Origin of the sequence: Acidovorax sp. (assembly GCF_027492855.1) — a bacterium.
GTDB lineage: Bacteria > Pseudomonadota > Gammaproteobacteria > Burkholderiales > Burkholderiaceae_C > Acidovorax.
The window spans coordinates 69,063-93,423 of sequence record NZ_JAPUDY010000040.1 but is presented as its reverse complement, the minus strand read 5'-3'; the positions used below and the strand labels follow the sequence as shown (position 1 = coordinate 93,423).

Genomic DNA, 24,361 nt, shown 5'->3' with positions numbered 1-24,361 from the left:
TGCGCGAGGAGCACCTGACCACCACGCGCCAGATCGTGGTGGCCAGCCGCGACCTTGCGCAGACCGACCCGCGTTTTGTGTTCGCCCGCCACCACTGGCGCACCGACAACCATCTGGCCGCACTGGGCCTGATCGAGGCGGGCCTGGGCTGGGGCTGGCAACCGCGCGCACTGGTGCAGCCGCGCATCGAGGCGGGCACGCTGATGGAGATGCCGTTCGAGAACCTCAGCAACGGCACGGCGTTGTGGGTGGATGTGGTGTGGTCCAAAGAGCGCCCCCTGGGCCTGGGCGCGGCGCGCTTCGTGGCGCTGATGCACGAGAGTGCGGGCGTCCGCTCGGGGCCGCAGGAGTGCGGCATCAAAAAGGGCTCCAGCGCCTGACCATCAAGCGCAAACAGCTACTGATTCGATAGCGTCTGCATTGTGAGCAGCGGTGCCTCGGAATTCGCGTGCTTCGCCATCCTCGGGCACCCAAAGCCGGTCGGCCCAGCCCCCTTGCACGGCCAGCGCCCGCACCGAGGCGCGGCTGGTGGGGCAGTGGTCCAGCGCCTCCAGGTGGTTCACCACCAGGGTTCCGGCCATCAGGGCGGAGGCCTCGGCCATGTCATCCCCGTCCATGAGGATGTCTGCCCCCAGGTCGAAGCGCGCTCCGCCCGCCGGCAGCACGGCCACGCCGGGCTGCAACCGCTGCAGGCAGTCGCGCACCGTGGGCGTGAGCACGGTGTCGCCCGCCAGGTACACGCTGGGCTCGCCCGGCAGCTCCAGCAGGTAGCCATGGCCGTGCTCCATGAAACGCCCCACCCAGCCCGCGCCGTGCACACAGGCAATCGGGGTCACTTGGCCGCCCAGTGCAAAAGGCTGCCGTTCCGCGCCAGCCAACGGCTGCACGGCAAGGCCGCGCTGGGCGAGGTAATCCGCATCGTGCGGCATGCAGAACACGGGGATGCTGCGCTCGCGCAGAAACCGCTTGCCCGCGCTGTCGAGGTGGTCGAAATGCCCGCGCTGGCAATGCGTGATGAGCGCATGGGTCACGCGCCCCAGCACTTCATCGGCCTGCACGGGCAGCTCGACGATGGGGTTGCGCTGGCGCCGCGCACCCAGGTAGCGCAGGGCGGGCAGGCTGCCACGGCGCGCGAGCATGGGGTCTACCAGCAAGCCGATGGGCTGGCCTGCGGCCTGGAACTCCAGAAGCATGGTGGCGTTGCGAAGGTGGGTGATGTGCATGGTGGTTTCCTCATGGGGTGCAGTCCGTCCATTGTTGAAAACCGGCGATGTGCCGAAAATGGCCTGATCTGACAATTTCTTGCCATTTCCAGCCAGCCATGCCCAAGCCCATCTCGCCGCCCTCCGCCCCGCTGCGGCTTGCGTTGCTGCTGTACCCCGGCTGCATGCCCGCGGGCCTGTTTGCCGCCGCCGACATGGCGCGTGCCGCCAACCTGCGCGCACAGGCCACGGTGATCGACGTCTGCTGGGCCGGGGTGGACCTGCAACCCGTGCCCACCTGGCAAGGCCCGACCCTGGCGCCCACGGTGGCGCTGGCCCAGGCCGGGGCGGATGCGGTGCTGGTGCCGGGCCTGTGGCTCTCGTCCCCCGATGGCCTGCAGGCGCCGCTGCAGCAACTGGCCCCCGTGGCGCAGGCACTGCACGCCCTGCCCCGGCGCACCCAGCTGTGGAGCTACTGCGCGGGTGTGGTGCTGGCCGCCGCCAGTGGCCGGCTGCGCGGCCAGAGCGCCACGGCCACCTGGTGGCTGCGCGCGGCGCTGGAGCAACAATTTGCAGCGGTGAACTGGCGCTTTGATGAGCCCTTGGTGGCAGGCCCCACCGCCACCACCGCTGCCGGGGCCAATGGCTATCTGCCGCTGATGCTGCACGCGCTGGCGACCCGCCTGCCGCCCCAGGCGCTGACCGACCTGCAAGAGCTGCTGATGCTGCCCCGCCCGCGCACTGCCCACCCCGCCTTTGCCGGGCATGACCTGATGACCACGGCCGATGCCGACCTGCGCCGCGCCATGCTGTGGGTGCAACGCAGCCCGGCCAGCCAGTTGCGCCTGCCGCTGCTGGCCACGGCGCTGGGCTTGTCGCCGCGCACGCTGGCGCGGCGGGTGCAGGCGCACACGGGGCTATCGGCCGCACACTGGATGCGCCGCATCAAGCTGCGCCAGGCCAGCGAGGCCCTGCGCGACACCAACCACCCCCTCAAACGCATTGCCGAAGACCTGGGCTTTGCAAGCGAAGCCGGGCTGCACCGCGCGTTCCGGCATGCTACGGGCCAGACGCCGCTGGCCTACCGCATGGCCCACGGCGCGCGCTGAGCCGCCATTTCTATACACCCCCAACCCAGGAGACAAGCCCATGCCCAGCAACCCAGCCCCTCAAGTACCCGCGCATTTCTCGGCCCGCGACAAGGCGCTGGCGCAGCGCTGGTCGCACTGGCAGCCCGGCCCGCCACGGGCGCCGGGCGCGGCCGCCCAGGGCAAGGCCTTCCGCCTGGACGACCGCGACTCCGGCGACAAGCCGTTCTCAGAGGGCAGCAAGGCCGAGGACAAAGCCGCCGTTGAGGCGCTGGCCGTGGAGCTGGACGCACTGCAGAATTTGTTCTACGCCGACAAACGCTACAAGCTGCTGGTAGTGCTGCAGGGCACCGACACCTCGGGCAAGGACGGCACCATCCGTGGCGTGTTCGGCCGCATGAGCGCCCTCGGGGTGCACGCCGTGGGCTGGAAGGCGCCCACCGAAGCCGAACTGGCGCACGACTACCTCTGGCGCATCCACCAACAGGTGCCGCAGGCGGGTGACATCACCGTGTTCAACCGCAGCCACTACGAGGACGTGCTGGTGCCGGTGGTCAACGGCTGGATCACGCCCGAGCAGCACCGCCAGCGGCTGGCCCACATCAACGACTTCGAGCGCATGCTCAGCGAAACGGGCACCATCGTGCTCAAGTTCCTGCTGCACATCGGCTTTAACGAGCAGCGCGAGCGCCTGCAAGAGCGGCTGGACGACCCCGCCAAGCGCTGGAAGTTCAGCATGGGCGACATCACGGTGCGCAAGCAGTGGGACGACTACCGCAGCGCCTACGACACGCTGCTCACCGCCACCCACACGCCCTGGGCGCCCTGGACCATCGTGCCCGCCAACTCCAAGACGCACCGCAACCTGATGGTCGCCACAGTGCTGCGCGAGGTGCTGCAGAACCTGGACCTGCGCTACCCCGAAGGCGACCCGGCGCTGGCCCACCTGCAGGTCGAATGAGGCCCCTGCTTTTGCTGCATCGCAGCATCTGCACTGCGTTTCAGATGGTTATGCACAAAATGCATGGCCCACAAACACTACGGCCTTAGACAGCGCGCTGGCACAGGCATAAGCTTCGCGGCTTGAACTGATCCCACAAGGAATTCACCATGTCGCACGCCACCGGCGCTCCCGCTTCCACCCCCGCAGGCACCGTCCATACCCTGCCCTCGTACCTGCAGGCCGACAACCTCGGCCCCTGGGGCATCTACCTGCAACAGGTGGACCGCGTCACGCCCTACCTGGGCCACCTGGCCCGCTGGGTCGAAACCCTGAAGCGCCCCAAGCGCGCGCTGATCGTGGACGTGCCGATCGAGCTGGACAACGGCACGATTGCCCACTTTGAGGGCTACCGCGTGCAGCACAACACCTCGCGCGGCCCCGGCAAGGGCGGCGTGCGCTTTCACCAGGACGTGACGCTGTCGGAAGTGATGGCTTTGTCGGCCTGGATGTCCATCAAGAACGCCGCCGTGAACGTGCCCTACGGCGGTGCCAAGGGCGGCATCCGTGTGGACCCCAAGAAGCTGTCGATGGGTGAACTGGAGCGCCTGACGCGCCGCTACACCAGCGAGATCGGCATCATCATCGGCCCCTCCAAGGACATCCCCGCACCCGACGTGAACACCAACGGCCAGATCATGGCCTGGATGATGGACACGTATTCGATGAACGTGGGCGCCACCGCCACTGGCGTGGTCACCGGCAAGCCCGTGGACCTGGGCGGCTCGCTCGGCCGCGTGGAAGCTACGGGCCGTGGCGTGTTCACCGTGGGCATGGAAGCCGCCAAGCTCACCGGCCTGACCGTGCAGGGTGCCCGCGTGGCGGTGCAGGGCTTCGGCAACGTGGGCGGCATTGCCGGCAAGCTGTTTGCCGAAGCAGGCGCCAAGGTGGTGGCCGTGCAGGACCACACCGGCACCATCTTCAACAGCAACGGCCTCGATGTGCCCGCCCTGCTGGCGCACGTCAAGGCCAGCGGCGGCGTGGGCGGCTTTGCTGGTGCCGACACCATGAAGCCTGAAGAGTTCTGGGGCGTCGATTGCGAGATCCTGATCCCCGCCGCACTCGAAGGCCAGATCACCAAGGACAACGCGGGCAAGATCAAAGCCAAGCTCGTGATCGAAGGCGCCAACGGCCCCACCACCCCCGAGGCCGACGACATCCTGCATGACAAGGGTGTGCTGGTGCTGCCCGACGTGATCGCCAATGCGGGCGGCGTGACGGTGAGCTACTTTGAATGGGTGCAGGACTTCTCCAGCTTCTTCTGGAGCGAAGACGAGATCAACGCCCGCCTGGTGCGCATCATGCAAGAGGCCTTTGCAGGCGTCTGGCAAATCGCCCAAGAACACAAGGTGAGCCTGCGCACCGCCACCTTCATCGTGGCCTGCCAGCGCATCCTGCATGCGCGCGAAATGCGCGGGCTGTATCCGTAAGCCTTTGACAGACTGCGGCCAGCAATGCATCCACCGTTCGCGGTGACCGGTCTCCGGTTGCGTTGCGCCACAACAGACCGTTCACGCTGAGCCCGTCGAAGCGCCGCGCAAGGCTTCGACGGGCTCAGCCCGAACGGTATCGGCGTGCACGCACCACCACAAGCCCAGTCCATCGCCCCATTCGGGCAAATGGGCTCACCAATCACCGCCAGCCGCCGCTATCCGGCCCTGGCGGTTTTTTTATGGGGTTTGATTGTTTGTTGCGTTGTCACGCCGGCGGCACCGGCCCCACCGGCTCTGGCGGCAGCACGCCACGCATCTCCAGACAAAACGGCTGCACGCAAGCCGCCCGCGCGGCGTAGGGGCAGCCCACGGTGTCGCACAGGCCCGACGCGCCGTTGCGCGCGCGCTCGTCCTCGCGCGGCACCTGGCCGCTGGCCTGCAGCACGGCCATCTGGGTCCACGGGTCCAGGCGCGCTTGCAGCATGTCGCGGCCATACACGGTGGCGGGCAATTGCGGCTGGAAATCCATCACCAGCAGGGCACTGGTGCGGGGGGCCGACGCCTCCAGCCCCTGCAACACCAGCGCAAACACCCCGGACTGCAGCGACTGCGCGTTGCCCGTGAACGGCACCTGCAGCGGCGATGCGACTGTAGGGGGCATGGCAGCCGCACCCGAAGGCGCCTGCGACGCCAGCCAGGGCACCGGCACGCGCAGGGTCAGCGCAAAGCCGCGCGGGCCTTCGGGTGTCTGCACGCTGCCCTGGCGCACCAGCCAGGTTTGCAGCGCTGGAGCATCGGCATCCACCGCACCGCTTTCCAATGCCTGCGCCAGCCCGATGGGCCAGGGCTGGGCAGCCGTGACCCGCTGCGGCGCGGCGCTGCCCGCCGTGAGCTGTGCCACCAGTGCACCCACCATGCGCATCAGCGGCGCACCCAATCCCGTGGTGGGCCAATCAGCGCCCGACACGGATGCAGCGGAAGCGGCGGTCGTGGTGGGGGCCGGTGCAGACGCCCCCACGGGCAGCGGCGGTGGCGCCAAAGGCCCACGCGGCGTGGTGCCGGCCTTGGCACCCGGGGCCACCGCAGCGGCTGCATGGCCCGCCACCTCACGCCGTGGGTCAAAACCCGCACCGAGTTGCTCGCGCGCCTGGGCCGAGATGCTGGCTTTGTCGGCCGGTGCGGGCAAAGGGCCAGCGGGAGGGGTGGGCGAGGTGGACGTGGGTGGCGGCCCGCTGGGGTCGGCCGGAGGCAGCGGCGCGGGGCCGGGTTTGTCCAACCCCAGCAGCGAAGTCTGACGCTGCAACGCCGCCTCAGCCAGAAACTGGGCCACGGGCGGCAGCGTGCTGCGGGAGGGGTCGATGGGAATGGCCATGCCGAATTCTGAAACGATTCACGGCCCAAGAACAGAGCGGGTGGTCAGCGCCCCCGCCACACCCCCATCGCAGCGCTCTGGCTCAAGCCACCAATTCCGAAGCGGCGGCTTCAGACGACTTGGCCGGTGCCTCGACCACCCGCGCAAGCAACGCGCCTTCATAGCGCGCAGGCAGCGGAATCCACACGCGCACCGGGTTGCCTTGCGCCACGGCCACGGACTGGCCTTCCAGGTTGCGCATCTGCTGCAACCGCACGGTGGTGTTGCCGCTGGGGTGCACCACTTCAATCAGGTCGCCCACGGCAAAGTGGTTCTTGGTTTCCACCAGCACCCAGTCTCCGCTCAGGCCCGCTTCGGCCAGGCCCTCGGAGCCCAGCACCTCGCCCACATACTGGCTGCGCTGGGTTTCGGAGTGGCCGCTGATGTAGTTCTGGTAGTCGTTGCTGGGGCGGCGCTCCAGCAGGCCGCCGGTGTAGCCACGGTTCGAGAGGCCTTCGAGCTCCAGCAGCAGCTCAGGGTTGAAGGGGCGGCCCGCCACGGCGTCGTCGATGGCGCGGCGGTACACCTGGGCGGTGCGGGCCACGTAATACAGGCTCTTGGTGCGGCCTTCGATCTTGAGCGAATCGACGCCGATCTGCGCCAGGCGCGCCACATGCTCCACGGCACGCAGGTCCTTGCTGTTCATAATGTAGGTGCCGTGCTCGTCTTCCATGATGGGCATCATTTGCCCAGGTCGGCCGGCTTCTTCGATGAGGTAGACCTTGTCGGCCTTGGGGTGGCGCTCGCCGTTGCCGGTGGTGGAAGCGAAGGCTTGTTCGGCCTTTTGTTGCGCGGCCTCGAAGTTGAAGTCGCCTTCCATCTTCTGCGCAATGGCTTCGCCTGTGGTGGGGTCGATATCGGCGTCGTGCGTGGCGTAGTTCCAGCGGCAGGCGTTGGTGCAGGTGCCCTGGTTGGGGTCGCGGTGGTTGAAGTAGCCGCTGAGCAGGCAACGGCCCGAGTACGCAATACACAGCGCGCCGTGCACGAAGACTTCCAGCTCCATGTCGGGGCATTCCTGGCGGATTTTTTCGATCTCGTCCAGGCTGAGTTCGCGCGAGAGGATGACGCGCTCCACGCCCATCTTCTGCCAGAACTTCACGGCCGCCCAGTTGGTGGTGTTGGCCTGCACCGAGAGGTGGATCACCTGCTCGGGCCACTTCTCCTTGACCATCATGATCAGGCCCGCGTCGGCCATGATGAGGGCGTCGGGCTGGCAGTCGATCACGGGTTCGATGTCGCGCAGGTAGGTGCGGATTTTGTCGTTGTGCGCGATGAGGTTGCTGGTGACGAAGAACTTCTTGCCGCGCGCGTGGGCCTCGGTGATGCCTTGGCGGATCTGCTCCAGCTTGAACTCGTTGTTGCGCGCGCGCAGGCTGTAGCGGGGCTGGCCCGCATACACGGCGTCGGCGCCAAAGTCGTAGGCGGCGCGCATCTTGTCGAGCGAGCCTGCGGGCAGCAGGAGTTCGGGGGCTTTGATGAGGGTCATGGGGTGCCTCTGAATCGGTAATGAAGGCGGATGTGGCCGGAGTGCCGGTTTGTTCGACAACCCCCTGCCCGTTCGGCCTGAGCCCGTCGAAGGCAGGGCCCCGGCTTCGACAGGCTCAGCCCGAACGGTGGGGGGAAGAACAGGGCCAGAAGAGTCATGGCATTCCAGCAAGGGGTATCAGTGTCAGCCGGGCATCACCGACAGGCCCGCGAGGGTGCCTACGGCCTGCGCAGGCAATTCTTCGACATCGAACGCTTTGTCGCCGTCGGCATCCGCCACACCGTTCGGCGCCAAACCTTTGAAGTCGAACTGGCGCGTGTCCATGAAGTGCGAGGGCACCAAGTTGCGCAGCGCCACCGCCATGTTCTCGATGCGGCCGGGGTAGAGCTGCTGCCAGTCGCGCAGCATCTGGCCGATCTGTTTGCGCTGCAGGTTCTCCTGGCTGCCACACAGCGTGCAGGGGATGATGGGAAAGTTGCGGATCTCGGCCCAGCGGCTGAGGTCGTCCTCGGCCACATAGGCCAGCGGGCGGATGATGAGGTGGTCGCCCCGGTCGCTCTGCACCTTGGGCGGCATGCCCTTGAGCTTGCCGCCGAAGAACATGTTCAAAAAGAAGGTCTGCAGCATGTCGTCGCGGTGGTGGCCGAGCGCTATTTTTGTGCAGCCCAGTTCGTCGGCCACGCGGTACAAAATGCCCCGGCGCAGGCGGCTGCACAGGCTGCACATGGTCTTGCCCTCGGGGATGTGCTCTTTGACGACACTGTAGGTGTCTTGCGTTTCGATGTGGAAGGGCACACCCAGTTTGGCCAGGTAGTCGGGCAGCACATGGGCTGGAAAGCCGGGCTGCTTCTGGTCGAGGTTGACCGCTATCAACTCGAAGCGGTTGCCGTTGCGCTGCTGCAGCAAACGCAGCACGTCCAGCAGGCCATAGCTGTCTTTGCCGCCCGACACGCACACCATGACTTTGTCGCCGTCTTCGATAAGGCCGAAGTCGGTGATGGCCTGGGCCACCTGGCGCACCAGGCGCTTTTCGAGCTTGATGGCTTCGTGGCTGGCCTTGGGGGCCGGGGAGGCATCGGGCACCGCAGTGGTGGTGTCGAAAGTGGGAGCGGAAACGGTGGACAGCATGGGGAGGCGACAGGGGGACGGCGGGGAGCACAACGGCCCTGCGGCACCGCCAGTTGCCGCAGCATCAATTGCTATGATTTTTATAGCTATTAGCGCTTGATCATCAAGCGCCAGAGGCCAATTTTCCTACAAATCAGCCGCCAGCTCAAACCTCGGCCGGGTAGAACATCTTGCGCGTGGGCACCTTCTCCACCGCCGTGGCAATGGCGCCGATGTGGTCGGGCGTGGTGCCGCAGCAGCCGCCCAGGATGTTGACCAGCCCCTCGGCCGCGAACTCGTGCACCAGGCGGCTGGTGATTTCGGGCGTTTCGTCAAAGCCGGTGTCGCTCATCGGGTTGGGCAGGCCCGCGTTGGGGTAGCAGCTGATGAAGGTGTCCTCGGCCACGCGGTTGAGCTCCTGGATGTAGGGGCGCATCAGCGTGGCGCCCAGCGCGCAATTGAGGCCAATGGCCAGCGGACGCGAATGGCGCACGCTGTTCCAAAAGGCGGTCACGGTCTGGCCCGACAGGATGCGGCCCGAGGCGTCGGTGACGGTGCCGCTGATGATGAGCGGCAGGCGCTGGCCGCTGTTCTCGAAATACTCGTCGATGGCGAACAACGCGGCCTTGGCGTTGAGCGTGTCGAAAATGGTCTCGACCAGCAGCACGTCGGCGCCGCCTTCGACCAGCGCCTCGGTCTGCTCGTAGTAGGCGGCACGCAGGGCTTCAAAGTCGATGTTGCGCGCGCCGGGGTCGTTCACGTCGGGGCTGATGCTGGCCGTCTTGGGCGTGGGGCCCAGGGCGCCCGCCACAAAGCGGGGCTTGTCGGGCGTTGAATACTTGTCGCAGGCGGCACGGGCGATCTGGGCCGAGCGCAGGTTCATCTCGCGCGCCAAATCGGCCATGTGGTAGTCCTCCTGCGCGATGGTGGTCGCGCCGAAGGTGTTGGTCTCGATGAGGTCGGCGCCCGCAGCCAGGTAGCGCTCGTGGATGTCGGTGATCACGTCGGGCCGCGTGAGCGAGAGCAGCTCGTTGTTGCCCTTCACGTCGTAGGCAAAGTCCTTGAAGCGGTCGCCCGCCGCACCGGGGCCGGTGTAGCCCTCGCCCCGGTACTGCGCCTCGCCCAGCTTGAAGCGCTGGATCATGGTGCCCATGGCGCCGTCGAGGATGACGATGCGTTGGGCGAGGATGTCGGGCAGTTGCGCGGCGCGGGTGTAGTGGAGGGCTTGCATAGGCTGTATTGTAGAAAGTGTGGCCCTGGCCCCGTTGCAGCGCACAATATGCGCCTGCCGCGCACGGGGCCAAAACCCAGTGTTTGAAGAAAACCCATTCAATCGGCATCCAGCGCTTGATGAACAAGCGCCAGCAGCTATCAAATTCAGAGCATCCGTTTGTCCTCTCGCCCGTCCTCCACCCCATCCCCCGCCCACACCGTCCTGCACGACGTCTTCGGCTACGAGCAATTCCGCGGCCCGCAGCAGGCCATCGTCGAGCATGTGATTGGCGGTAGCGATGCGCTGGTGCTCATGCCCACGGGCGGCGGCAAGTCGCTGTGTTATCAGGTGCCGGCCATCGTGCGCCAGCAGCAGGGGCGCGGGGTGACCATCGTGATCTCGCCGCTGATCGCGCTGATGCATGACCAGGTGGGCGCGCTGCACGAGGCTGGGGTGGATGCGGCGTTTTTGAACTCCACGCTGAGTTTTGACGAGGCGCAGGACGTGGAATTTCGCCTGCAGACCGGCTCCATCACGCTGCTCTACGCCGCGCCCGAGCGGCTGAACACGCCGCGCTTTCTGGGCCTGCTCGACAGCCTGTACCACGAGGGGCATCTGTCTCTCTTCGCCATCGACGAGGCGCATTGCGTCAGCCAGTGGGGCCACGACTTTCGCCCCGAGTACCGCGCGCTCACCGTGCTGCACGAGCGCTATGCGGGCGTGCCACGCATAGCGCTCACGGCCACGGCCGACAACCTCACGCGCGCCGACATCATCGAGCGGCTGCAGCTTGAAGATGCGCGGCTGTTCATCAGCAGTTTTGACCGGCCCAACATCCGCTACCGCATCGAAGAGAAGAAAGACGCCACCACGCAACTTCTGCGCTTCATCGAGCGCGAGCACGCGGGCGAGGCGGGCGTGGTGTATTGCCAGTCGCGCAAGCGCGTGGAAGAGCTGGCCGCCACGTTGAGCGACGCGGGCCTTACCGCCCTGCCCTACCACGCGGGCCTCGATACCAAGGTGCGGCAGAAGAACCAGGACCGCTTCCTGCGCGAGGAAGGCATCGTGATGGTGGCCACCATCGCGTTCGGCATGGGCATCGACAAGCCCGACGTGCGTTTTGTGGCGCACATGGACATGCCCAAGAACATCGAGGGCTACTACCAGGAGACGGGCCGTGCGGGCCGCGACGGCCTGAACGCCGACGCCTGGATGGCCTATGGCCTGAACGACGTGGTCAACCAGCGCCGCATGATCGACGAGAGCCCGGCGGGTGAAGAGTTCAAGCAAGCGCTGCGCGGCAAGCTTGATGCGCTCTTGGCGCTGGCCGAGGCCACCGACTGCCGCCGCGTGCGGCTGCTGGCCTATTTTGGCGAGCAGTCCACGCCCTGCGGCAACTGCGACAACTGCATCAGCCCGCCTGCGGTGTGGGATGCCACCGACGCCGCGCGCAAGCTGCTGTCCACCATCTACCGCGTGAATCAGGCCAGCGGCATCAGCTTTGGCACCGGGCACATCATGGACATTCTGCGCGGTAAAAAGACCGAGAAGGTGGCGCAGTTCGGGCACGAAAAAATCTCCACCTTCGGCATTGGCGCCGACCTGTCGGAACCACAATTGCGCGGCGTGCTGCGCCAACTGATCGCCACGGGTGCTTTGGGCCTGCAGAAGGTGATGCTGGAGAGCGGCCACAGCTTTGACACCCTGTGCCTCACTGAGGGCTCGCGCGCCGTGCTCAAGGGCGAGGTGCCGGTGCAGCTGCGCGAATCGGTGTCGTCCACTCCTGCCAAACGCACGCGCACCCGCAAGGGCACCGGCAGCGCCCCGCCTGCCGCAGCGGCCAACCTGGGGCCGGATGCGCAGGTGCGCTTCATCAACCTCAAGGCCTGGCGCGCCGAGGTGGCGCGTGAGCACAACCTGCCGGCCTACGTGATCTTCCACGACGCCACGCTGGCAGCGATTGCCGAGCGCAACCCCGCCACGCTGGACGACCTGCAAGGCATTAGTGGCATGGGAGCGAAGAAGCTCGAAGCCTATGGGGCGGATGTGCTGCGCGTGGCGAACACCTAACGCACTGAGGGCGCGGCCACCGACTGCGGTACGGCACGCACGGGGCTGCTGTGCAGGCCCAGAATCAGCCCCAGCACCACCGACCACAGCGCCGCCAGGCCAATGCGCCAGTCCGGCGGCAGCGCGAAGGTGACGGCGTGGGCAGGTACCCAAAACCAGGCCAGGCTCCACAGGCTGCTGCCGATGTTCTGCCAGCCCCTGGCGCCACGGATGCCGCTGATGCGGTTGTTGAGCCAGCGGTGGCCCAGCACCAAGAGCGGGCCGAACTGCAGGTTGATGGCCACCGAGGTGGCCAGCGCCAGCACCAACGGCTGGCCCTGCGGTAGCCAGCCATGGGCCACCAGCGCCTGCACAAACCCCGCGTAACCCACAAAAGCCACCTTGATCGGCACGGCCAGCAGCGCCCACTTGAGCATCTTGCGCCACCACAGGCCGTCGCCCAGCGGCCAGTGCACGCGCCGCGCCGCCAGCCAGGCGCCGAGCAGGTCACCCAGCGTGCCGAGCACGGCAAACTGCAGCATGGCCGTGGCCAGTGGCTGGGCGCGCACCAAGGCGAGGTAGCCGTCCATCGCGCCGTACTCAGCCGTTGATGTTCAAGAGCTGGGGCTGCGTGTATTCAAGCAGGCCGTCGAGGCCGAACTCCACGCCCACGCCCGACATCTTGCTGCCACCGAACGGGCAGTGCGGCAGCACCTCGGCATGGCCGTTGACCCAGACCGTGCCGCATTCCAGGCGCGGCGCCAGGGCCGTGGCGGCCTGCACATCGCCCCACACTGAACCGCCCAGGCCCATGCTGCTGGCGTTGGCCAGCGCCACGGCTTCGTCCACCGTGCGGTAGGCGATGACGGGCAGCACGGGGCCAAACTGCTCCTCGTCCACCAGGCGCGTGCCGTTGGAGAGGCCCGCGACGATGGTGGGCGCGTAGAAGTAGCCCGCCCGCTCCAGCCGCTGGCCGCCGCAGACGATACGTGCACCCTGGGCGCGAGCGTCTGCCACCAGCTCCTCGACACGCGCGAGCTGCTGTGCGTTCTGCACCGGGCCGAAGTTCACACCCGCTTCCATGCCGCCGCCCAGCACCTGGCGCGCAGCGATGGCCGCCAGCTGCTCGCACACGGCATCGACCTGGCTTTCGTGCACGTACAGACGCTTGAGCGCGGCGCAGGTCTGGCCCATGTTGAGGAAGGCGGTGCCAAACAGGCCCTCGACGATGGATGCAATGTCGGTGCCCGGCAGCACGATGGCTGCGTCGTTGCCGCCCAGCTCCAGCGTCAGGCGCTTGAGGTTGCCCGCAGCGCGGCGCATGATGTCCTGGCCGGTGCGTGTGGAGCCAGTAAACACCAGCTTGGCGATGCCCGGATGCTCAGCCATGGCCTGGCCCACCTCGGCCTGGCCCACCACGCCGTTGACCAGCCCGGCGGGCAGCACGGTGGCCATGATCTGCACCAGGCGCAGCGTGGACAGCGGCGTGAACGGCGAGGGCTTGATGACCACGGCGTTGCCCGCGCGCAGTGCCGGCATGATGTGCCAGACGGCGATCATCAGCGGCCAGTTCCACGGCGTGATGGAGCCGACCACGCCCAGCGGCTTGCGGTGCAGCTCAATGCGCTTGCCCTCGCGCTGCTCGATCACCTCGACCGGAATCTCCAGCGCAGCGGCAGCACGCGTCCAGGCGACGGCACCGCCCACCTCCATCTGCGCCAGCGCCAGCGGCTTGCCCTGCTCGCGCACGACCAGCTCCGCCAGCTCGGCCGCGTTCTCCTCGATGGCCACAGCCACGCGCTCCAGCGCGGCGCTGCGCTCTGCGTGGCTGCTGTGCTGCCAGGTGGCGAAGGCCTGGGCGGCGGCGCTGACCGCCTGGTCGAGCTGCGCCACAGTGGCGGCGGGGCTGTGGGCGAAGGGCTGGCCGGTGGCCGGGTCGATCACGGGGATGGAAGGGGCAGCACCTGCGACCTGCTGGCCGCCGATGGTGAAGGTGAAATCTGGCATGGGTTGTCTCCTGGGATGGTTTGCTGGCAAGAAAGAAGAAAAAGAGAAAGCGCGGGAGGTGGGCCGCTCCCATGCCCTGTTCTGCGCAGGGCTGCGGGAAGGGGGTACCCGCGCCGGGCGAAAAAAAACGAAGGCTCAGCCTGTCGCGCCTGCGGCCCGCGCCCGCAGCGCACGGATGCCTTCGGAAAAGCGCCTCAGCGTGGGCGTGCTGTCGCCCGGCGGCACCATCAGCTCTATGAGCTGGAAGCGCCCGCGCTCGGCAAACGCCGCATCGAGCGCGGCCTTGAACTGGGCGCGGGTGTGCACCCGGTGGCCACGCCCGCCCAGCACATCGGCGGCGGCGGCCAGGTGCCAGTCGCCCAGCGCCGCGCAGCGCGATTCGGTCTGGAAGGCGCGGATCATTTCCCAGGTCTGGTTGTTGAGCACGATGACGATGGGGTCCAGCCCCAGGCGCGGGCAGTTGCCCAGCTCCCAGCCCGTCATCTGAAAGGCACCGTCGCCCACCAGGATCAGGCTGCGCTGGCCCGTGGCCACCTGCGCACCGATGCCCGCGGGCACGCCAAAGCCCATGGTGGCGTAGTAGCCCGGCGCCACCAGCGGCGTGGGCAATAACTCCATGGCAGCGAACAGGCAGTCGCCGATGTCGGAGACGATGTTCATGGGCCCGTGCGCCAGGATGCGGTCATTGAGCGCGCGGCTCAGGTCTGCCGCACACACCGGTGCGTCGTCGGCCACCAGGCCCATGGGGTATTCCAGCTTTGGCGGCTGCGCGTGCGCGGCGCGGCTGCCCGCCGCCGGGGCGCGCTCAAGCAGCGCCTCGACCAGCGCGGCCAGCGGGATGTTCTGGTACAGGTGGTGGCCCACGCGCGCCTCGCGGTGCGCGGCGATGAGCGCGCGGCGAAAGTCCATGCGCTCGGCGCTCACGCCGAAGTTGTTGTCCGACAGGATGGCGCCCAGCATCACGGGCAGGTCGGAGTCGTCGAGCAGCGCGCTCGTTTCGGGCGCACCCGCCACGCCCAGGTAGGTGCCGTGCAGTTGCACACCCAAACTCACGCCGTCGTCGGCCAGCAGGCCACGCCCCATGAAGGTGGTGAGCACAGGCAACTGCAGGCGGCGCGCAAGCTCGGCCACCCGCGCCTCCAGGCCAAAACGGCGCACCTCCACGTCCACCACCAGCACCGGGCTCTGCGCGGCCCGGATGCGCGCCATCCACTCGTCCGCGCACTCGGCCACGGCGTCGGCGCTGAAGGCGCTGGGCGGCAGCACGGGCACCTCGCCCATGGGCTGCAGCGTCATGTCGCGCGGCACCTCGATGAGCACGGGCTGGGACAGCTCCAGGCAGTTGCGCAGCACACGGGCAATATCGGCCTGTGCCGTGGCGGGGTCGGACAGCCGCACCTGGTCGCAGGTGATCTCGCCAAAGATGCGCCACTGCGAGTCGATGTGGCGCACCTGGTGGTGCAGCACCAGGCCCGAGTGGGCCTCGACCTCACCGGGGCAACCAGCCAGCACGACCAAGGGCGAACGCTCGGCGTAGGCGCTGGCCACGGCGTTGACCACGTTGAGCGCGCCCGCGCCGTAGGTGACAGCCACCACGCCCAGCCCGCAGTGCATGCGCGCGGCGGCATCGGCGGCAAAACCCAGCGAAGGCTCATGGCTGAGCGTGACCAGGGGCAGGATGCCGCTTTCCTCGATCTGCTTGAACAAAGGCAGGATGAAGTCGCCGGGGATACCGAAGATTTCGTGCGCGCCGTGGTGCTTGAGCGCGTGCAGCAGTTGGAGGCCGAGGGTCATGGACGTGGTTCCTTGCAAGACAGTGTCTGAAAGACGAAGGAGCGGATGATCCGCTTTGCCTGCTTACAAGGCTTCTGATGCGCATCAAATGCAGCGTCAATCAATTTCAACTCACAGTTTTATTCGAATTTTCTGCAAATTGAACACAAAAACCTGTTCATCGATCCAAGTCATAAATGCCTTGCCAGGCGTCTGCGACAGAACACCAACAGTTCGCAAGCCCGCGCTGCGGACCGATGCGGCACGGGCGAACGTTTCTGATGCCCGTCATTGGTTTTCGATTTTTTCAACGCTCCTTTTTCGAATCCAGCTACATTTCCCCCGCAAGTTCAACTATCAAATCAATCTACAGAGGGCGTACCGATGATTTTCAAGAGAGTGATTGCCGCAGCGTTGTTCCTGGGTGCCAGCCTGGCGCATGCCTTCGCCCCGCAATCTGGCACATGGGTGGTGACCTCTGAGGTGGATGGCAGACCAGGCCGAGGCTTTGGAATTGATGTGCAGAACGCCACCCTGGTGATGCAGATGTATGCGTACGAGAGCAGCGGCCAGCCCACGTTTTACCTGGCCGTGGGAGAGGTCGTCGACAACAAGGTGACCGCATCGCTGAACAAGTACAACGGTGGCCGCTATTTCGGCAGCGGTGCTCGCTCTGGAGTCGATGCAGGCAGCGCGGGCAATGTGAGCATTCGCTTCACCTCTGGCACTTCTGGATTCATCCAATTCCCGAACGAGAGCGAGGTTGCGATTTCGCGCTTTAACTTCGGCTATGGCGCTGTCCCTGAAAGCCTGCGTGGCTTCTGGACCTTGAATTCCATTGGATCCGAAGGCCTGCAGTCGGACCTGGTGGAGCTGACCAAGAATGTGGGCGCCACAGCCAATGGCAATGGCCTGATGTCCAACGCCAACGAAACCTTTGGCTGCGAACACCAAACCCGCGGGAACCTGGCCGGCAATGTGCTGTGCGTCAAAATCAGCACCAGCGGCCAGTTGCTTCGCTCCTACCTGTTCACCTACAGCGTCAATGAAGGCGAAGGCGATTCGCTAGCCTCTGCCAACAGCACCCGACAAATGCTCCAGGTTCGCCGCATCACCACGCCCAAAGGGGTAGGCACCGGGTTGATCTACAAGGATGCTGAACAGGGTATTGGCCCATCCGCGCTGCTGCAACAGATCGAGCACATTTCGCGATTCGGCTTGGCTCAGTAACCAAAAGCTCGCCCAGTGGCCCACCACCACCCATCATGCCTTGCGCAGGGTGGTGGGCAGGGGCCAAGGGCCGTGCGGCGCAGTGTGGTGCCAAGACACTGCGCCCGCAGAGCGGCACTCTTGCACCACCCAGCGCTTAACGCCCCCGTCCGCCAGGTGTTGCCCCAGCGCCTGGAGTTCTTCCCGATCAAAAAGTCCCGCATGCCACGTCGTGCGGCACTCGTACGCCACACCGCTGGCAAGCAAACGGCGCATTGATTCAAACAGTTTCATACCACTGCCGGGTACGCCCGTGATGGCGTCGTAGCGGTGTTTTGGCCCCTTGATGTCCAGCCCCACCCAGTCGAGCAGGGGCAGCATGGCTGCAAGCCGCTCGGGGTACATACCGCCGGTGTGCAGCGCCGTTTGAAAGCCCATGGCGCGCACCTGGGCCAGCGCGGCGGGCAGTGTGGCTTGCAGTGTGGGCTCGCCGCCGGAGAACACTACGCCGTCGAGCAGGCCACGGCGGCTTTCCAGGAACTGCAGCGCCTGTGCCCAGGGCAGCGTGGGCGGCGCAGTGGCGTCGAGCAGCTCGGGGTTGTGGCAGTAGCCGCAGCGCCAGGGGCAACCCTGGCAATAGAAAACGGCCGCGAGGCGGCCGGGGAAGTCGATGGTGGTCAGCGGCGTGAGGCCGCCCAGCCGCAGCCCGGCGGTGGGCGGGTGCACGATGACCTCAGCAGGCGTTGCTACAGCCACGTCGCGGCTCGGCGAAGAAGCGGCGCTCGGCGTGCTCGCCCTGCTTGCCGGTGTTGAAGCTGGCCACGGGGCGGTGGTAGCCCATCACGCGGGTCCAGACCTCGCAGGGTTGGCGCTCGTCGTCGGTGAGCTGCACGGCGGCAGCGGCACTGGAGAGTGCGGTTTGTTCGGTAGTGGAGAAGTGGCTCATGCCGGGGTCCTTTCTGTGGTGGAAGAAATCAATTGCTACTATTTTCATAGCTGTTGGCGCTTATCTATCAAGCGCCAACGGCCTTTTTTGCTTCAGGCTGCCAGGCGGCGGCGCTTGGCAGCCAGCCGCTCCTCGTCGCAGCGCGGGCAGAACGGGTGTTCGCCCGCCAGGTAGCCGTGCATGGGGCAGATGGAGAAGGTGGGCGTGACGGTGATGTAGGGCAGGCGGAAGTTGGTGAGCGCGCGGCGCACCAGGTCGCGGCAAGCGTGGCCGGTGGAGACGCGCTCGCCCATGTACAGGTGCAGCACGGTGCCGCCGGTGTATTTGGATTGCAGCGCCTCTTGCCGCATCAAGGCCTCGAACGGGTCGTCGGTGAAGCCCACGGGCAGTTGCGAGGAGTTGGTGTAGTAGGGCTGCTCGGCCGTGCCGGCCTGCAGGATGGCGGGCCAGCGCTTCTTGTCTTCCTTGGCGAAGCGGTAGGTGGTGCCCTCGGCGGGCGTGGCCTCCAGGTTGTAGAGGTGGCCGGTTTCTTCCTGGAACTGCGTCATGCGCTCGCGCACATGGTCGAGCAGGCGCACGGCAAACGTCTGGCCCCATTCGCTGGTGATGTTGTGCGCGTCGGCGGTGAAGTTGCGCACCATCTCGTTGACGCCGTTCACGCCCAGTGTGGAAAAGTGGTTGCGCAGCGTGCCCAGGTAGCGTTTTGTGTAGGGGAACAGGCCCTGGTCCATGAGGCGCTGGATGAGCTTGCGCTTGGTCTCCAGGCTTTGTTTGCCCAGCTCCATCAGGCGGTCGAGCGCGGCAAACAAGCCCGCTTCGTCGCCCGCATGCAGGTGGCCCAAGCGCGCGCAGTTGATGGTGACCACGCCCAGGCTGCCGGTCTGCTCGGCGCTGCCGAACAGGCCGTTGCCGCGCTTGAGCAACTCGCGCAGGTCAAGCTGCAGGCGGCAGCACATGGAGCGCACCATGTGGGGCGAAAGCTCGGAGTTGATGAAGTTCTGGAAGTAGGGCAAGCCGTACTTGGCCGTCATGTCGAACAGAAGCTGCGCGTTCTCGCTCTCCCAGGGGAAGTCTTTGGTGATGTTGTAGGTGGGGATGGGGAAGGTGAACACGCGGCCCTTGGCGTCGCCCGTGGTCATGACGTCGATGTAGGCGCGGTTGATCAGGTCCATCTCGGCCTGCAGCTCGCCATACGCAAAGGGCATCTCTTTGCCTGCGATCACGGGCACCTGCTCGCGCAGGTCCTCGGGGCAGGTCCAGTCGAAGGTGAGGTTGGTGAACGGCGTCTGCGTGCCCCAGCGCGAGGGCACGTTGAGGTTGTAGACCAGCTCCTGGATGCACTGGCGCACGGCGGCGTAATCCATGGCATCAAGGCGCACGAAGGGGGCCATGTAGGTGTCGAATGATGAGAACGCCTGCGCGCCCGCCCACTCGTTTTGCAGCGTGCCCAGGAAGTTCACGATCTGCCCCACGGCCGAGCTCATGTGCTTGGGCGGCCCCGCCTCCACCTTGCCGGGCACGCCGTTCAGCCCCTCGTGCAGCAGCGTGCGCAGCGACCAGCCCGCGCAGTAGCCGCTGAGCATGTCCAGGTCGTGGATGTGGATGTCGCCCTGGCGGTGCGCCTCGCCGATCTCGGGTGTGTAGACGTGCGAGAGCCAGTAGTTGGCCGTGACCTTGCCAGCCACGTTGAGGATCAGCCCGCCCAGCGAGTAGCCCTGGTTGGCGTTGGCGTTCACGCGCCAGTCGGCGCGGGTGAGGTATTCGTTGATGGAGCTTTCCACATCCACCAGCGTCTGCTTGTCGGCACGCAGCGTGGCGTGCTGCTCGCGGTACACGATGTAGGCGCGCGCGGTGGCCAGGTGGTTGGCGGCGATCAGGGTTTGCTCGGCCACGTCCTGGATCTGCTCGATGGTGGGCGCCTCGCCGTGGAAGCGGTGGATGAGCACCTTGCTCACCTGCGCCGAGAGCAGTGCGGCTTCGTCCGCCCCGTATTCGCCCGTGGCCATGCCAGCGCGTTGCAATGCGGCGCGGATGCGGTCGGCATCGAAGGGAGCACGCTGGCCGCTGCGGTTGATGACCTCGCGCGGCAGGCTGACAAGGGTGGATGCCATGGATGGGCCCAATCTTTGGAAAGCGGTTAAAAACACTACCTATGGTGTCCACGATACCCATCAAACACTATAGGTAGTTTGATCAAACACAAGCGCGACGGTAAGCAAGGGTAAAAAAAACCGGCCTCAAGGGCCGGCGAAAGGAAGGTGCCCTCAGGCCCTACCGATGGATCAAAACAGAAGACATGCAGTGGCTCAGCGGGCAGCCCCCGCCAGGCGGGTTCCTGCCGGTGCGGCAGGCGCACGCGAGCCGAACAGCCCACTCACCACCTGCCAGGCCACGGCCAGTGCGCCGACGATGAAGACCACGTCGCCAAAGGTGCGCACCCAGCGCAGCGTTTGCATAAAGGGCTGCTGCATGAAAGCCTCGCCCCGGGCGTACCACAGGCCTTCGCTCACGCTGGCGTGGAACTGGAACAGGCCGATGGGCAGCAGGCTGGTGGCGATCATCAGCACCAGGCCCGCGTTCAGCCACCAGAAGCCGGTCTTCATGAGCCGCTCGCTGAACACCAGTTGCGGCCGGATGTAGCGCAGCACCAGCAGCGTGAACCCGAGCGCCAGGAATCCATACACCCCGAACAGCGCGGCGTGCGCATGCACCGGTGTGGTGTTCAGGCCTTGCAGGTAATACAGCGAGATGGGCGGGTTGATCATGAAACCAAAGACGCCCGCGCCCAGCATGTTCCAGAAGGCCACGGCCACGAAACACATCAGCGGCCAGCGCAGCTTCGCCATCCAGGGTGTGCGGTGCTGCAGGCGCCAATGTTCCCAGGCCTCATGGCCCAGCACCACAAGCGGCACCACTTCCAGCGCGCTGAAGGCCGCGCCCACCGCCATCACCGGCGTGGTGGTGCCCGCAAAGTACAGGTGGTGGAAGGTGCCGGGCACGCCGCCCAGCATGAACAGCGATGCAGAGGCCAGGCTGGCCGTGGTGGCCATGCGGGCCGACACCAGCCCCAGCGTGGAGAAGATGAAGGCCAGCGCCGTGGTGGCGAAGACTTCGAAGAAGCCCTCGACCCACAGGTGCACCACCCACCAGCGCCAGTACTCCATCACCGACAGGTGCGTGCGCTCGCCGTAGAAGAAGCCCGCGCCGTAGAACAGGCCGATGGCCACCACGGATGCCGTCAACAGCGCCAGCAGGTTCTTGTCGCCACCCGGTGTGCGCAGCGCCGGGACGATGCCGCGCAGCATCAGCACCAGCCAGAAGGCAATGCCGGTGAACTTGCCGATCTGCCACAGGCGGCCCAGGTCTACATATTCATAGCCCTGGTGGCCCAGCCAGAAGTTCCACTCGGGCGGCATGATCTGCGCGATGGCCAGGTAGTTGCCTACGAACGAGCCGACCACCACTACGACCAGCGCCCAGAACAGGATGTCCACGCCCAGCTTCTGCCAGGCGGGGTCCTTGCCGCCGTTGATGAGCGGTGCGAGGAACAGCCCCGCCGCGAGGAAGCCCGTGGCGATCCAGAACAGCGCGCTCTGAATGTGCCAGGTGCGCACCAGCGAATAGGGAAACCACTGCGACACGTTGATGCCGTAGAACTGCTGGCCTTCCACCGTGTAGTGCGCAGTGAACCCGCCCAGCATTACCTGAAAGCTGAACAGCGCGACGATGAGGAACAAATACTTGCCCAGGGCGCGTTGCGAGGGCGTGAGCGGCACGCGCGAGAGCGGGTCGTGCTGTGGCGGCGTCGGGTCGGCCTCGTCGTGCTTGCGCAAAAAGGCCCAACCCCACACGAGGAAGCCCACGCCCGCCATCATCACGACCACACTCATCACCGACCAGACCAGGTTCTCGGCGGTCGGCTTGTTGCCGATCAGGGGCTCATGGGGCCAGTTGTTGGTGTACGTGGCCGTGGTGCCAGGCCGCTCGGTGGCGGCGGCCCAGGCCGTCCAGAAGAAGAAGCCCGTCATCTGCGCGCGCCGCTCGGCGCTGGGCAGGGTGTTCTCCTTCATGGCGAAGTGCTCGCGCGTCTTTTGCAGCGCGGGCATGTCGCTGAACAACTGGTCGTAATACAGCGCGGTCATCGCGATCGCATCGGCCCGCGTGGACGACACCGTGGCCACGCCTGTTGCGGGGTTGTAGGTGTTGGTGCGGTACTCGGTCTTCATACGGTCGCGCAGTACGGCCTGGTCGGCGGCGGCGATCTCGGCAAAAGGCTTGCCGTGCGCGCGCTCGGCGGCCACCTCCAGCCAGTTCAACAGCTCGCGGTGCAGCCAGTCGGCCGTCCAGTCGGGGGCCTGATACGCACCGTGGCCCCAGATGGAGCCCAGTTGCATGCCGCCCACCGACTGCCAGGCGGTCTGGCCGTCCAGGATGCCGTCGTGTGTGTAGAGCACCTCGCCCCCCGCCGTGGCGATCTTGGCGGGAATGGGCGGCGCGGTGCGATAGACCTCGGCACCGTAGTAGCCCAGCAGGCTGAAGGTGACGATGAGCACGCCGATCAGCGTGAACCAGAGCTTGCGGTAATTACCCATGGCGGGCCTCCAGCTTCAACAAGACAAAGAATGAGAAGAAAGGTCGGCGCCAGCGCGCGCTGGCGGCAGGTGGGGCCGCTGAGGGCCGGGGTTTTGTGGTCATGGCTTTTCTGAACGAGTGAATGGGGTCCACTCCCTCCATCGCAAGCAACGGGCCAGGGCCACAAGCCCTTTAAATCAATCACTTACAACGTTCATGGTGTTTTTCACCCCACCAAAATAGGGTTTAATTCACCCCAACAAGGTAAATATCACCATGGACCACAACCTCCTGCTGGCTGACCTGGCCACCGACTTGCCCCAGGCCGTGCGCCTGCAGCGGCTGGTGGACCACTTGCGCACGCGTTTTCGCTGTGGCGCCGTGGCGTTGCTGCAGTTGGAGGAAGACCACCTGCGCCCCGTGGCCGTGGACGGCCTGGTGCGCGAGGCACTGGGGCGGCGGTTTGCCATTGGCCAGCACCCACGCCTGGCGGCCATCCTGGCGCGGCGCGAGGTGACCTGCTTTGACCACGACAGCACCCTGCCCGACCCGTACGACGGCCTGCTCGACACCCTGGTGGGCGAGCCCCTGCCGGTGCACGATTGCATGGGCATCAGCCTGCAGATGGACGGCCAGCCCTGGGGCGTGCTCACCCTCGACGCGCTGCAGACCGGCGCCTTTGGCGAGGCCGCGCGCGCCGCGCTGGCCGACTGCAAGGTGCTGGTGGAAGCGGCCGTGCGCATCTCGCGGCTGGAGCGCGAAGTGCAGGCGCTGCGCAGCGCCCCCCACACCCGCAGTGCCGACGACGAACGCGCCACCCGCGCGGGCGACGGCGACATGGAGATCGTCGGCCAGAGCGCGCCCCTCACGCGCCTGCTGCACGAGCTCGAAGTGGTGGCGGGCTCGGACCTGCCCGTGCTGCTGCTGGGCGAAACCGGCGTGGGCAAGGAGCTGTTCGCGCGCCTGCTGCACCGCCAGTCCACACGCGCCACCCGCCCGCTGGTGCACGTGAACTGCGCGGCGCTGCCCGAGTCGCTGGCCGAGAGCGAGCTGTTCGGCCACGTGCGCGGCGCGTTCTCGGGCGCAGTGGCCGACCGGCCGGGGCGCTTTGAAGCGGCCGAAGGCGGCACGCTGTTCCTCGACGAGGTGGGCGAGTTACCCCTGGCCGTGCAGGCCAAGCTGCTGCGCACGCTGCAGAACGGCGAAATCCAGCGCCTGGGCGCCGACCGCCCGCGCCGCGTGGACGTGCGCGTGATCGCCGCCACCAACCGTAACCTGCGCGAGCAAGTGACAGGCGGCGCCTTCCGCGCCGACCTGTACCACCGGCTGTCGGTGTACCCCGTGCCCATCCCGCCGCTGCGCGAGCGGGGCAACGACGTGCTGCTACTCGCGGGCCGTTTCCTCGAACTCAACCGCGCCCGTCTGGGCCTGCGCAGCCTGCGGCTGTCGGCCACCGCGCAGGACGCGCTGCGCCGCTACCCCTGGCCCGGCAATATCCGCGAGCTGGAGCATGTGATCAGCCGCGCCGCCCTCAAGGCCCTGAGCCGGGGCGTGAACCGCACCGACATCGTGACGCTGGAGCCCGCGCTGCTCGACCTGGATGCGGCCAGTACCCCGGTGTCGGCCACCCCTCTGGCCACAGAGGCCACGGCGGCACCGCTCACACAAGCATCCCCCACCGGCCCGCTGCGCGACGCGGTGGACGCCTGCCAGCGCGCCCACATCACCGCCGCCCTGGCCCACCACCAAGGCAACTGGGCCCAGGCCGCGCGCATGCTGGAGGTGGACGCGAGCAACCTGCACAAGCTGGCGCGCAGGCTGAGAATCAAGTAATGCTATTATTTTGATAGCTATTAGCGCTTATC

19 protein-coding genes are annotated in these 24,361 nt (G+C 66.6%); 7 read left to right on the top strand and 12 right to left on the bottom strand.

Translation table 11 applies throughout. The annotated features are described in order from the left end of the window. Positions 1 to 380 (top strand): LysR substrate-binding domain-containing protein (locus Q0105_RS07735; protein WP_298210438.1); only part of this gene is annotated, 380 nt, incomplete at its 5' end. A 3-nt stretch (positions 381 to 383) separates the two neighbouring features. On the opposite strand, the gene Q0105_RS07730 is transcribed toward Q0105_RS07735, so the two are convergent. Next, positions 384 to 1,223, bottom strand: a complete 840-nt coding sequence (locus tag Q0105_RS07730; protein ID WP_298210436.1) for an MBL fold metallo-hydrolase — start codon at positions 1,221 to 1,223, stop codon at positions 384 to 386. 98 nt (positions 1,224 to 1,321) lie between these two features. Between Q0105_RS07730 and Q0105_RS07725 the strand changes: the two genes are divergently transcribed. The 3 genes from Q0105_RS07725 (at position 1,322) to Q0105_RS07715 (ending at position 4,720) form a co-directional block, all read left to right on the top strand. Then, entirely contained in the window at positions 1,322 to 2,311 is a 990-nt protein-coding gene (locus Q0105_RS07725; RefSeq protein ID WP_298210434.1) for a helix-turn-helix domain-containing protein, read from the top strand. Positions 2,312 to 2,351: 40 nt separating this feature from the next. Further along, on the top strand, positions 2,352 to 3,251 hold the full coding sequence (locus Q0105_RS07720; protein WP_298210432.1) for a PPK2 family polyphosphate kinase: 900 nt from the start codon (positions 2,352 to 2,354) through the stop codon (positions 3,249 to 3,251). Between the two features lie 149 nt (positions 3,252 to 3,400). Continuing rightward, the gene (locus Q0105_RS07715) at positions 3,401 to 4,720 is read left to right on the top strand and encodes a Glu/Leu/Phe/Val dehydrogenase (RefSeq protein ID WP_298210430.1); all 1,320 of its coding nucleotides are present in this window, start codon (positions 3,401 to 3,403) and stop codon (positions 4,718 to 4,720) included. Positions 4,721 to 4,988: 268 nt separating this feature from the next. On the opposite strand, the gene Q0105_RS07710 is transcribed toward Q0105_RS07715, so the two are convergent. From Q0105_RS07710 to Q0105_RS07695, 4 genes are all read right to left on the bottom strand, one after another. After that, positions 4,989 to 6,095 (bottom strand): hypothetical protein, encoded by a 1,107-nt coding sequence (locus tag Q0105_RS07710; RefSeq protein ID WP_298210428.1) that lies wholly within the window; start codon positions 6,093 to 6,095, stop codon positions 4,989 to 4,991. 82 nt (positions 6,096 to 6,177) lie between these two features. Further along, entirely contained in the window at positions 6,178 to 7,620 is a 1,443-nt protein-coding gene (gene yegQ / locus Q0105_RS07705) for a tRNA 5-hydroxyuridine modification protein YegQ (RefSeq protein WP_298210427.1), read from the bottom strand. A gap of 183 nt (positions 7,621 to 7,803) precedes the next feature. Next, a complete protein-coding gene (gene ttcA / locus Q0105_RS07700) occupies positions 7,804 to 8,748 on the bottom strand; it encodes a tRNA 2-thiocytidine(32) synthetase TtcA (RefSeq protein WP_298210426.1) in 945 nt (314 codons plus the stop codon). A gap of 145 nt (positions 8,749 to 8,893) precedes the next feature. Further along, complete coding sequence (locus Q0105_RS07695) at positions 8,894 to 9,958, bottom strand: homocysteine S-methyltransferase family protein (RefSeq protein ID WP_298210424.1); 1,065 nt, start codon at positions 9,956 to 9,958, stop codon at positions 8,894 to 8,896. 159 nt (positions 9,959 to 10,117) lie between these two features. Between Q0105_RS07695 and recQ the strand changes: the two genes are divergently transcribed. Then, positions 10,118 to 12,010, top strand: a complete 1,893-nt coding sequence (gene recQ / locus Q0105_RS07690; RefSeq protein WP_298210422.1) for a DNA helicase RecQ — start codon at positions 10,118 to 10,120, stop codon at positions 12,008 to 12,010. On the opposite strand, the gene Q0105_RS07685 is transcribed toward recQ, so the two are convergent. From Q0105_RS07685 to ipdC, 3 genes are all read right to left on the bottom strand, one after another. Continuing rightward, positions 12,007 to 12,579, bottom strand: a complete 573-nt coding sequence (locus Q0105_RS07685; protein WP_298210420.1) for a hypothetical protein — start codon at positions 12,577 to 12,579, stop codon at positions 12,007 to 12,009. The two genes, recQ and Q0105_RS07685, sit on opposite strands and share 4 nt — an antisense overlap. 10 nt (positions 12,580 to 12,589) lie before the next feature. Beyond that, positions 12,590 to 13,996: an aldehyde dehydrogenase family protein gene (locus Q0105_RS07680; RefSeq protein ID WP_298210418.1), complete on the bottom strand. Its 1,407-nt coding sequence runs from the start codon at positions 13,994 to 13,996 to the stop codon at positions 12,590 to 12,592. Between the two features lie 135 nt (positions 13,997 to 14,131). Then, positions 14,132 to 15,790, bottom strand: coding sequence for an indolepyruvate/phenylpyruvate decarboxylase (ipdC, locus tag Q0105_RS07675; protein WP_298210416.1), 1,659 nt, complete (start codon positions 15,788 to 15,790; stop codon positions 14,132 to 14,134). 270 nt (positions 15,791 to 16,060) lie between these two features. On the opposite strand from ipdC, the gene Q0105_RS07670 reads away from it, so the two are divergent. After that, the gene (locus Q0105_RS07670; protein ID WP_298210414.1) at positions 16,061 to 16,999 is read left to right on the top strand and encodes a hypothetical protein; all 939 of its coding nucleotides are present in this window, start codon (positions 16,061 to 16,063) and stop codon (positions 16,997 to 16,999) included. 33 nt (positions 17,000 to 17,032) lie between these two features. Here Q0105_RS07670 and Q0105_RS07665 read toward each other — a convergent pair whose 3' ends face one another. The 4 genes from Q0105_RS07665 to Q0105_RS07650 form a co-directional block, all read right to left on the bottom strand. After that, on the bottom strand, positions 17,033 to 17,734 hold the full coding sequence (locus tag Q0105_RS07665; protein ID WP_298210413.1) for an anaerobic ribonucleoside-triphosphate reductase activating protein: 702 nt from the start codon (positions 17,732 to 17,734) through the stop codon (positions 17,033 to 17,035). Beyond that, the gene (gene nrdD / locus Q0105_RS07660; RefSeq protein ID WP_298210412.1) at positions 17,712 to 17,924 is read right to left on the bottom strand and encodes an anaerobic ribonucleoside-triphosphate reductase; all 213 of its coding nucleotides are present in this window, start codon (positions 17,922 to 17,924) and stop codon (positions 17,712 to 17,714) included. Before nrdD ends, Q0105_RS07665 begins: the two co-directional genes overlap by 23 nt. Positions 17,925 to 18,016: 92 nt before the next feature. Continuing rightward, positions 18,017 to 20,035, bottom strand: coding sequence for a ribonucleoside triphosphate reductase (locus Q0105_RS07655; protein ID WP_298210411.1), 2,019 nt, complete (start codon positions 20,033 to 20,035; stop codon positions 18,017 to 18,019). 195 nt (positions 20,036 to 20,230) lie between these two features. Further along, positions 20,231 to 22,516: a nitric-oxide reductase large subunit gene (locus Q0105_RS07650; RefSeq protein ID WP_298210409.1), complete on the bottom strand. Its 2,286-nt coding sequence runs from the start codon at positions 22,514 to 22,516 to the stop codon at positions 20,231 to 20,233. A gap of 256 nt (positions 22,517 to 22,772) precedes the next feature. Between Q0105_RS07650 and norR the strand changes: the two genes are divergently transcribed. After that, positions 22,773 to 24,329 carry a nitric oxide reductase transcriptional regulator NorR gene (norR, locus tag Q0105_RS07645; RefSeq protein ID WP_298210407.1) on the top strand — a complete coding sequence of 519 codons (1,557 nt, stop codon included), beginning with the start codon at positions 22,773 to 22,775 and terminating at the stop codon, positions 24,327 to 24,329. Positions 24,330 to 24,361: the final 32 nt, after the last annotated feature.

Excerpts from the sequence above, each read along its gene's own strand:
- Q0105_RS07720 (WP_298210432.1), top strand. The coding sequence starts at position 2,352 with ATGCCCAGCAACCCAGCCCCTCAAGTACCCGCGCATTTCTCGGCCCGC.
- Q0105_RS07680 (WP_298210418.1), bottom strand. The coding sequence starts at position 13,996 with ATGCCAGATTTCACCTTCACCATCGGCGGCCAGCAGGTCGCAGGTGCT.
- yegQ (WP_298210427.1), bottom strand. The coding sequence starts at position 7,620 with ATGACCCTCATCAAAGCCCCCGAACTCCTGCTGCCCGCAGGCTCGCTC.
- Q0105_RS07650 (WP_298210409.1), bottom strand. The coding sequence starts at position 22,516 with ATGGGTAATTACCGCAAGCTCTGGTTCACGCTGATCGGCGTGCTCATC.
- Q0105_RS07725 (WP_298210434.1), top strand. The coding sequence starts at position 1,322 with ATGCCCAAGCCCATCTCGCCGCCCTCCGCCCCGCTGCGGCTTGCGTTG.
- Q0105_RS07685 (WP_298210420.1), bottom strand. The coding sequence starts at position 12,579 with ATGGACGGCTACCTCGCCTTGGTGCGCGCCCAGCCACTGGCCACGGCC.
- Q0105_RS07730 (WP_298210436.1), bottom strand. The coding sequence starts at position 1,223 with ATGCACATCACCCACCTTCGCAACGCCACCATGCTTCTGGAGTTCCAG.
- Q0105_RS07695 (WP_298210424.1), bottom strand. The coding sequence starts at position 9,958 with ATGCAAGCCCTCCACTACACCCGCGCCGCGCAACTGCCCGACATCCTC.
- ipdC (WP_298210416.1), bottom strand. The coding sequence starts at position 15,790 with ATGACCCTCGGCCTCCAACTGCTGCACGCGCTCAAGCACCACGGCGCG.
- ttcA (WP_298210426.1), bottom strand. The coding sequence starts at position 8,748 with ATGCTGTCCACCGTTTCCGCTCCCACTTTCGACACCACCACTGCGGTG.
- nrdD (WP_298210412.1), bottom strand. The coding sequence starts at position 17,924 with ATGAGCCACTTCTCCACTACCGAACAAACCGCACTCTCCAGTGCCGCT.
- Q0105_RS07715 (WP_298210430.1), top strand. The coding sequence starts at position 3,401 with ATGTCGCACGCCACCGGCGCTCCCGCTTCCACCCCCGCAGGCACCGTC.
- Q0105_RS07655 (WP_298210411.1), bottom strand. The coding sequence starts at position 20,035 with ATGGCATCCACCCTTGTCAGCCTGCCGCGCGAGGTCATCAACCGCAGC.
- norR (WP_298210407.1), top strand. The coding sequence starts at position 22,773 with ATGGACCACAACCTCCTGCTGGCTGACCTGGCCACCGACTTGCCCCAG.
- Q0105_RS07710 (WP_298210428.1), bottom strand. The coding sequence starts at position 6,095 with ATGGCCATTCCCATCGACCCCTCCCGCAGCACGCTGCCGCCCGTGGCC.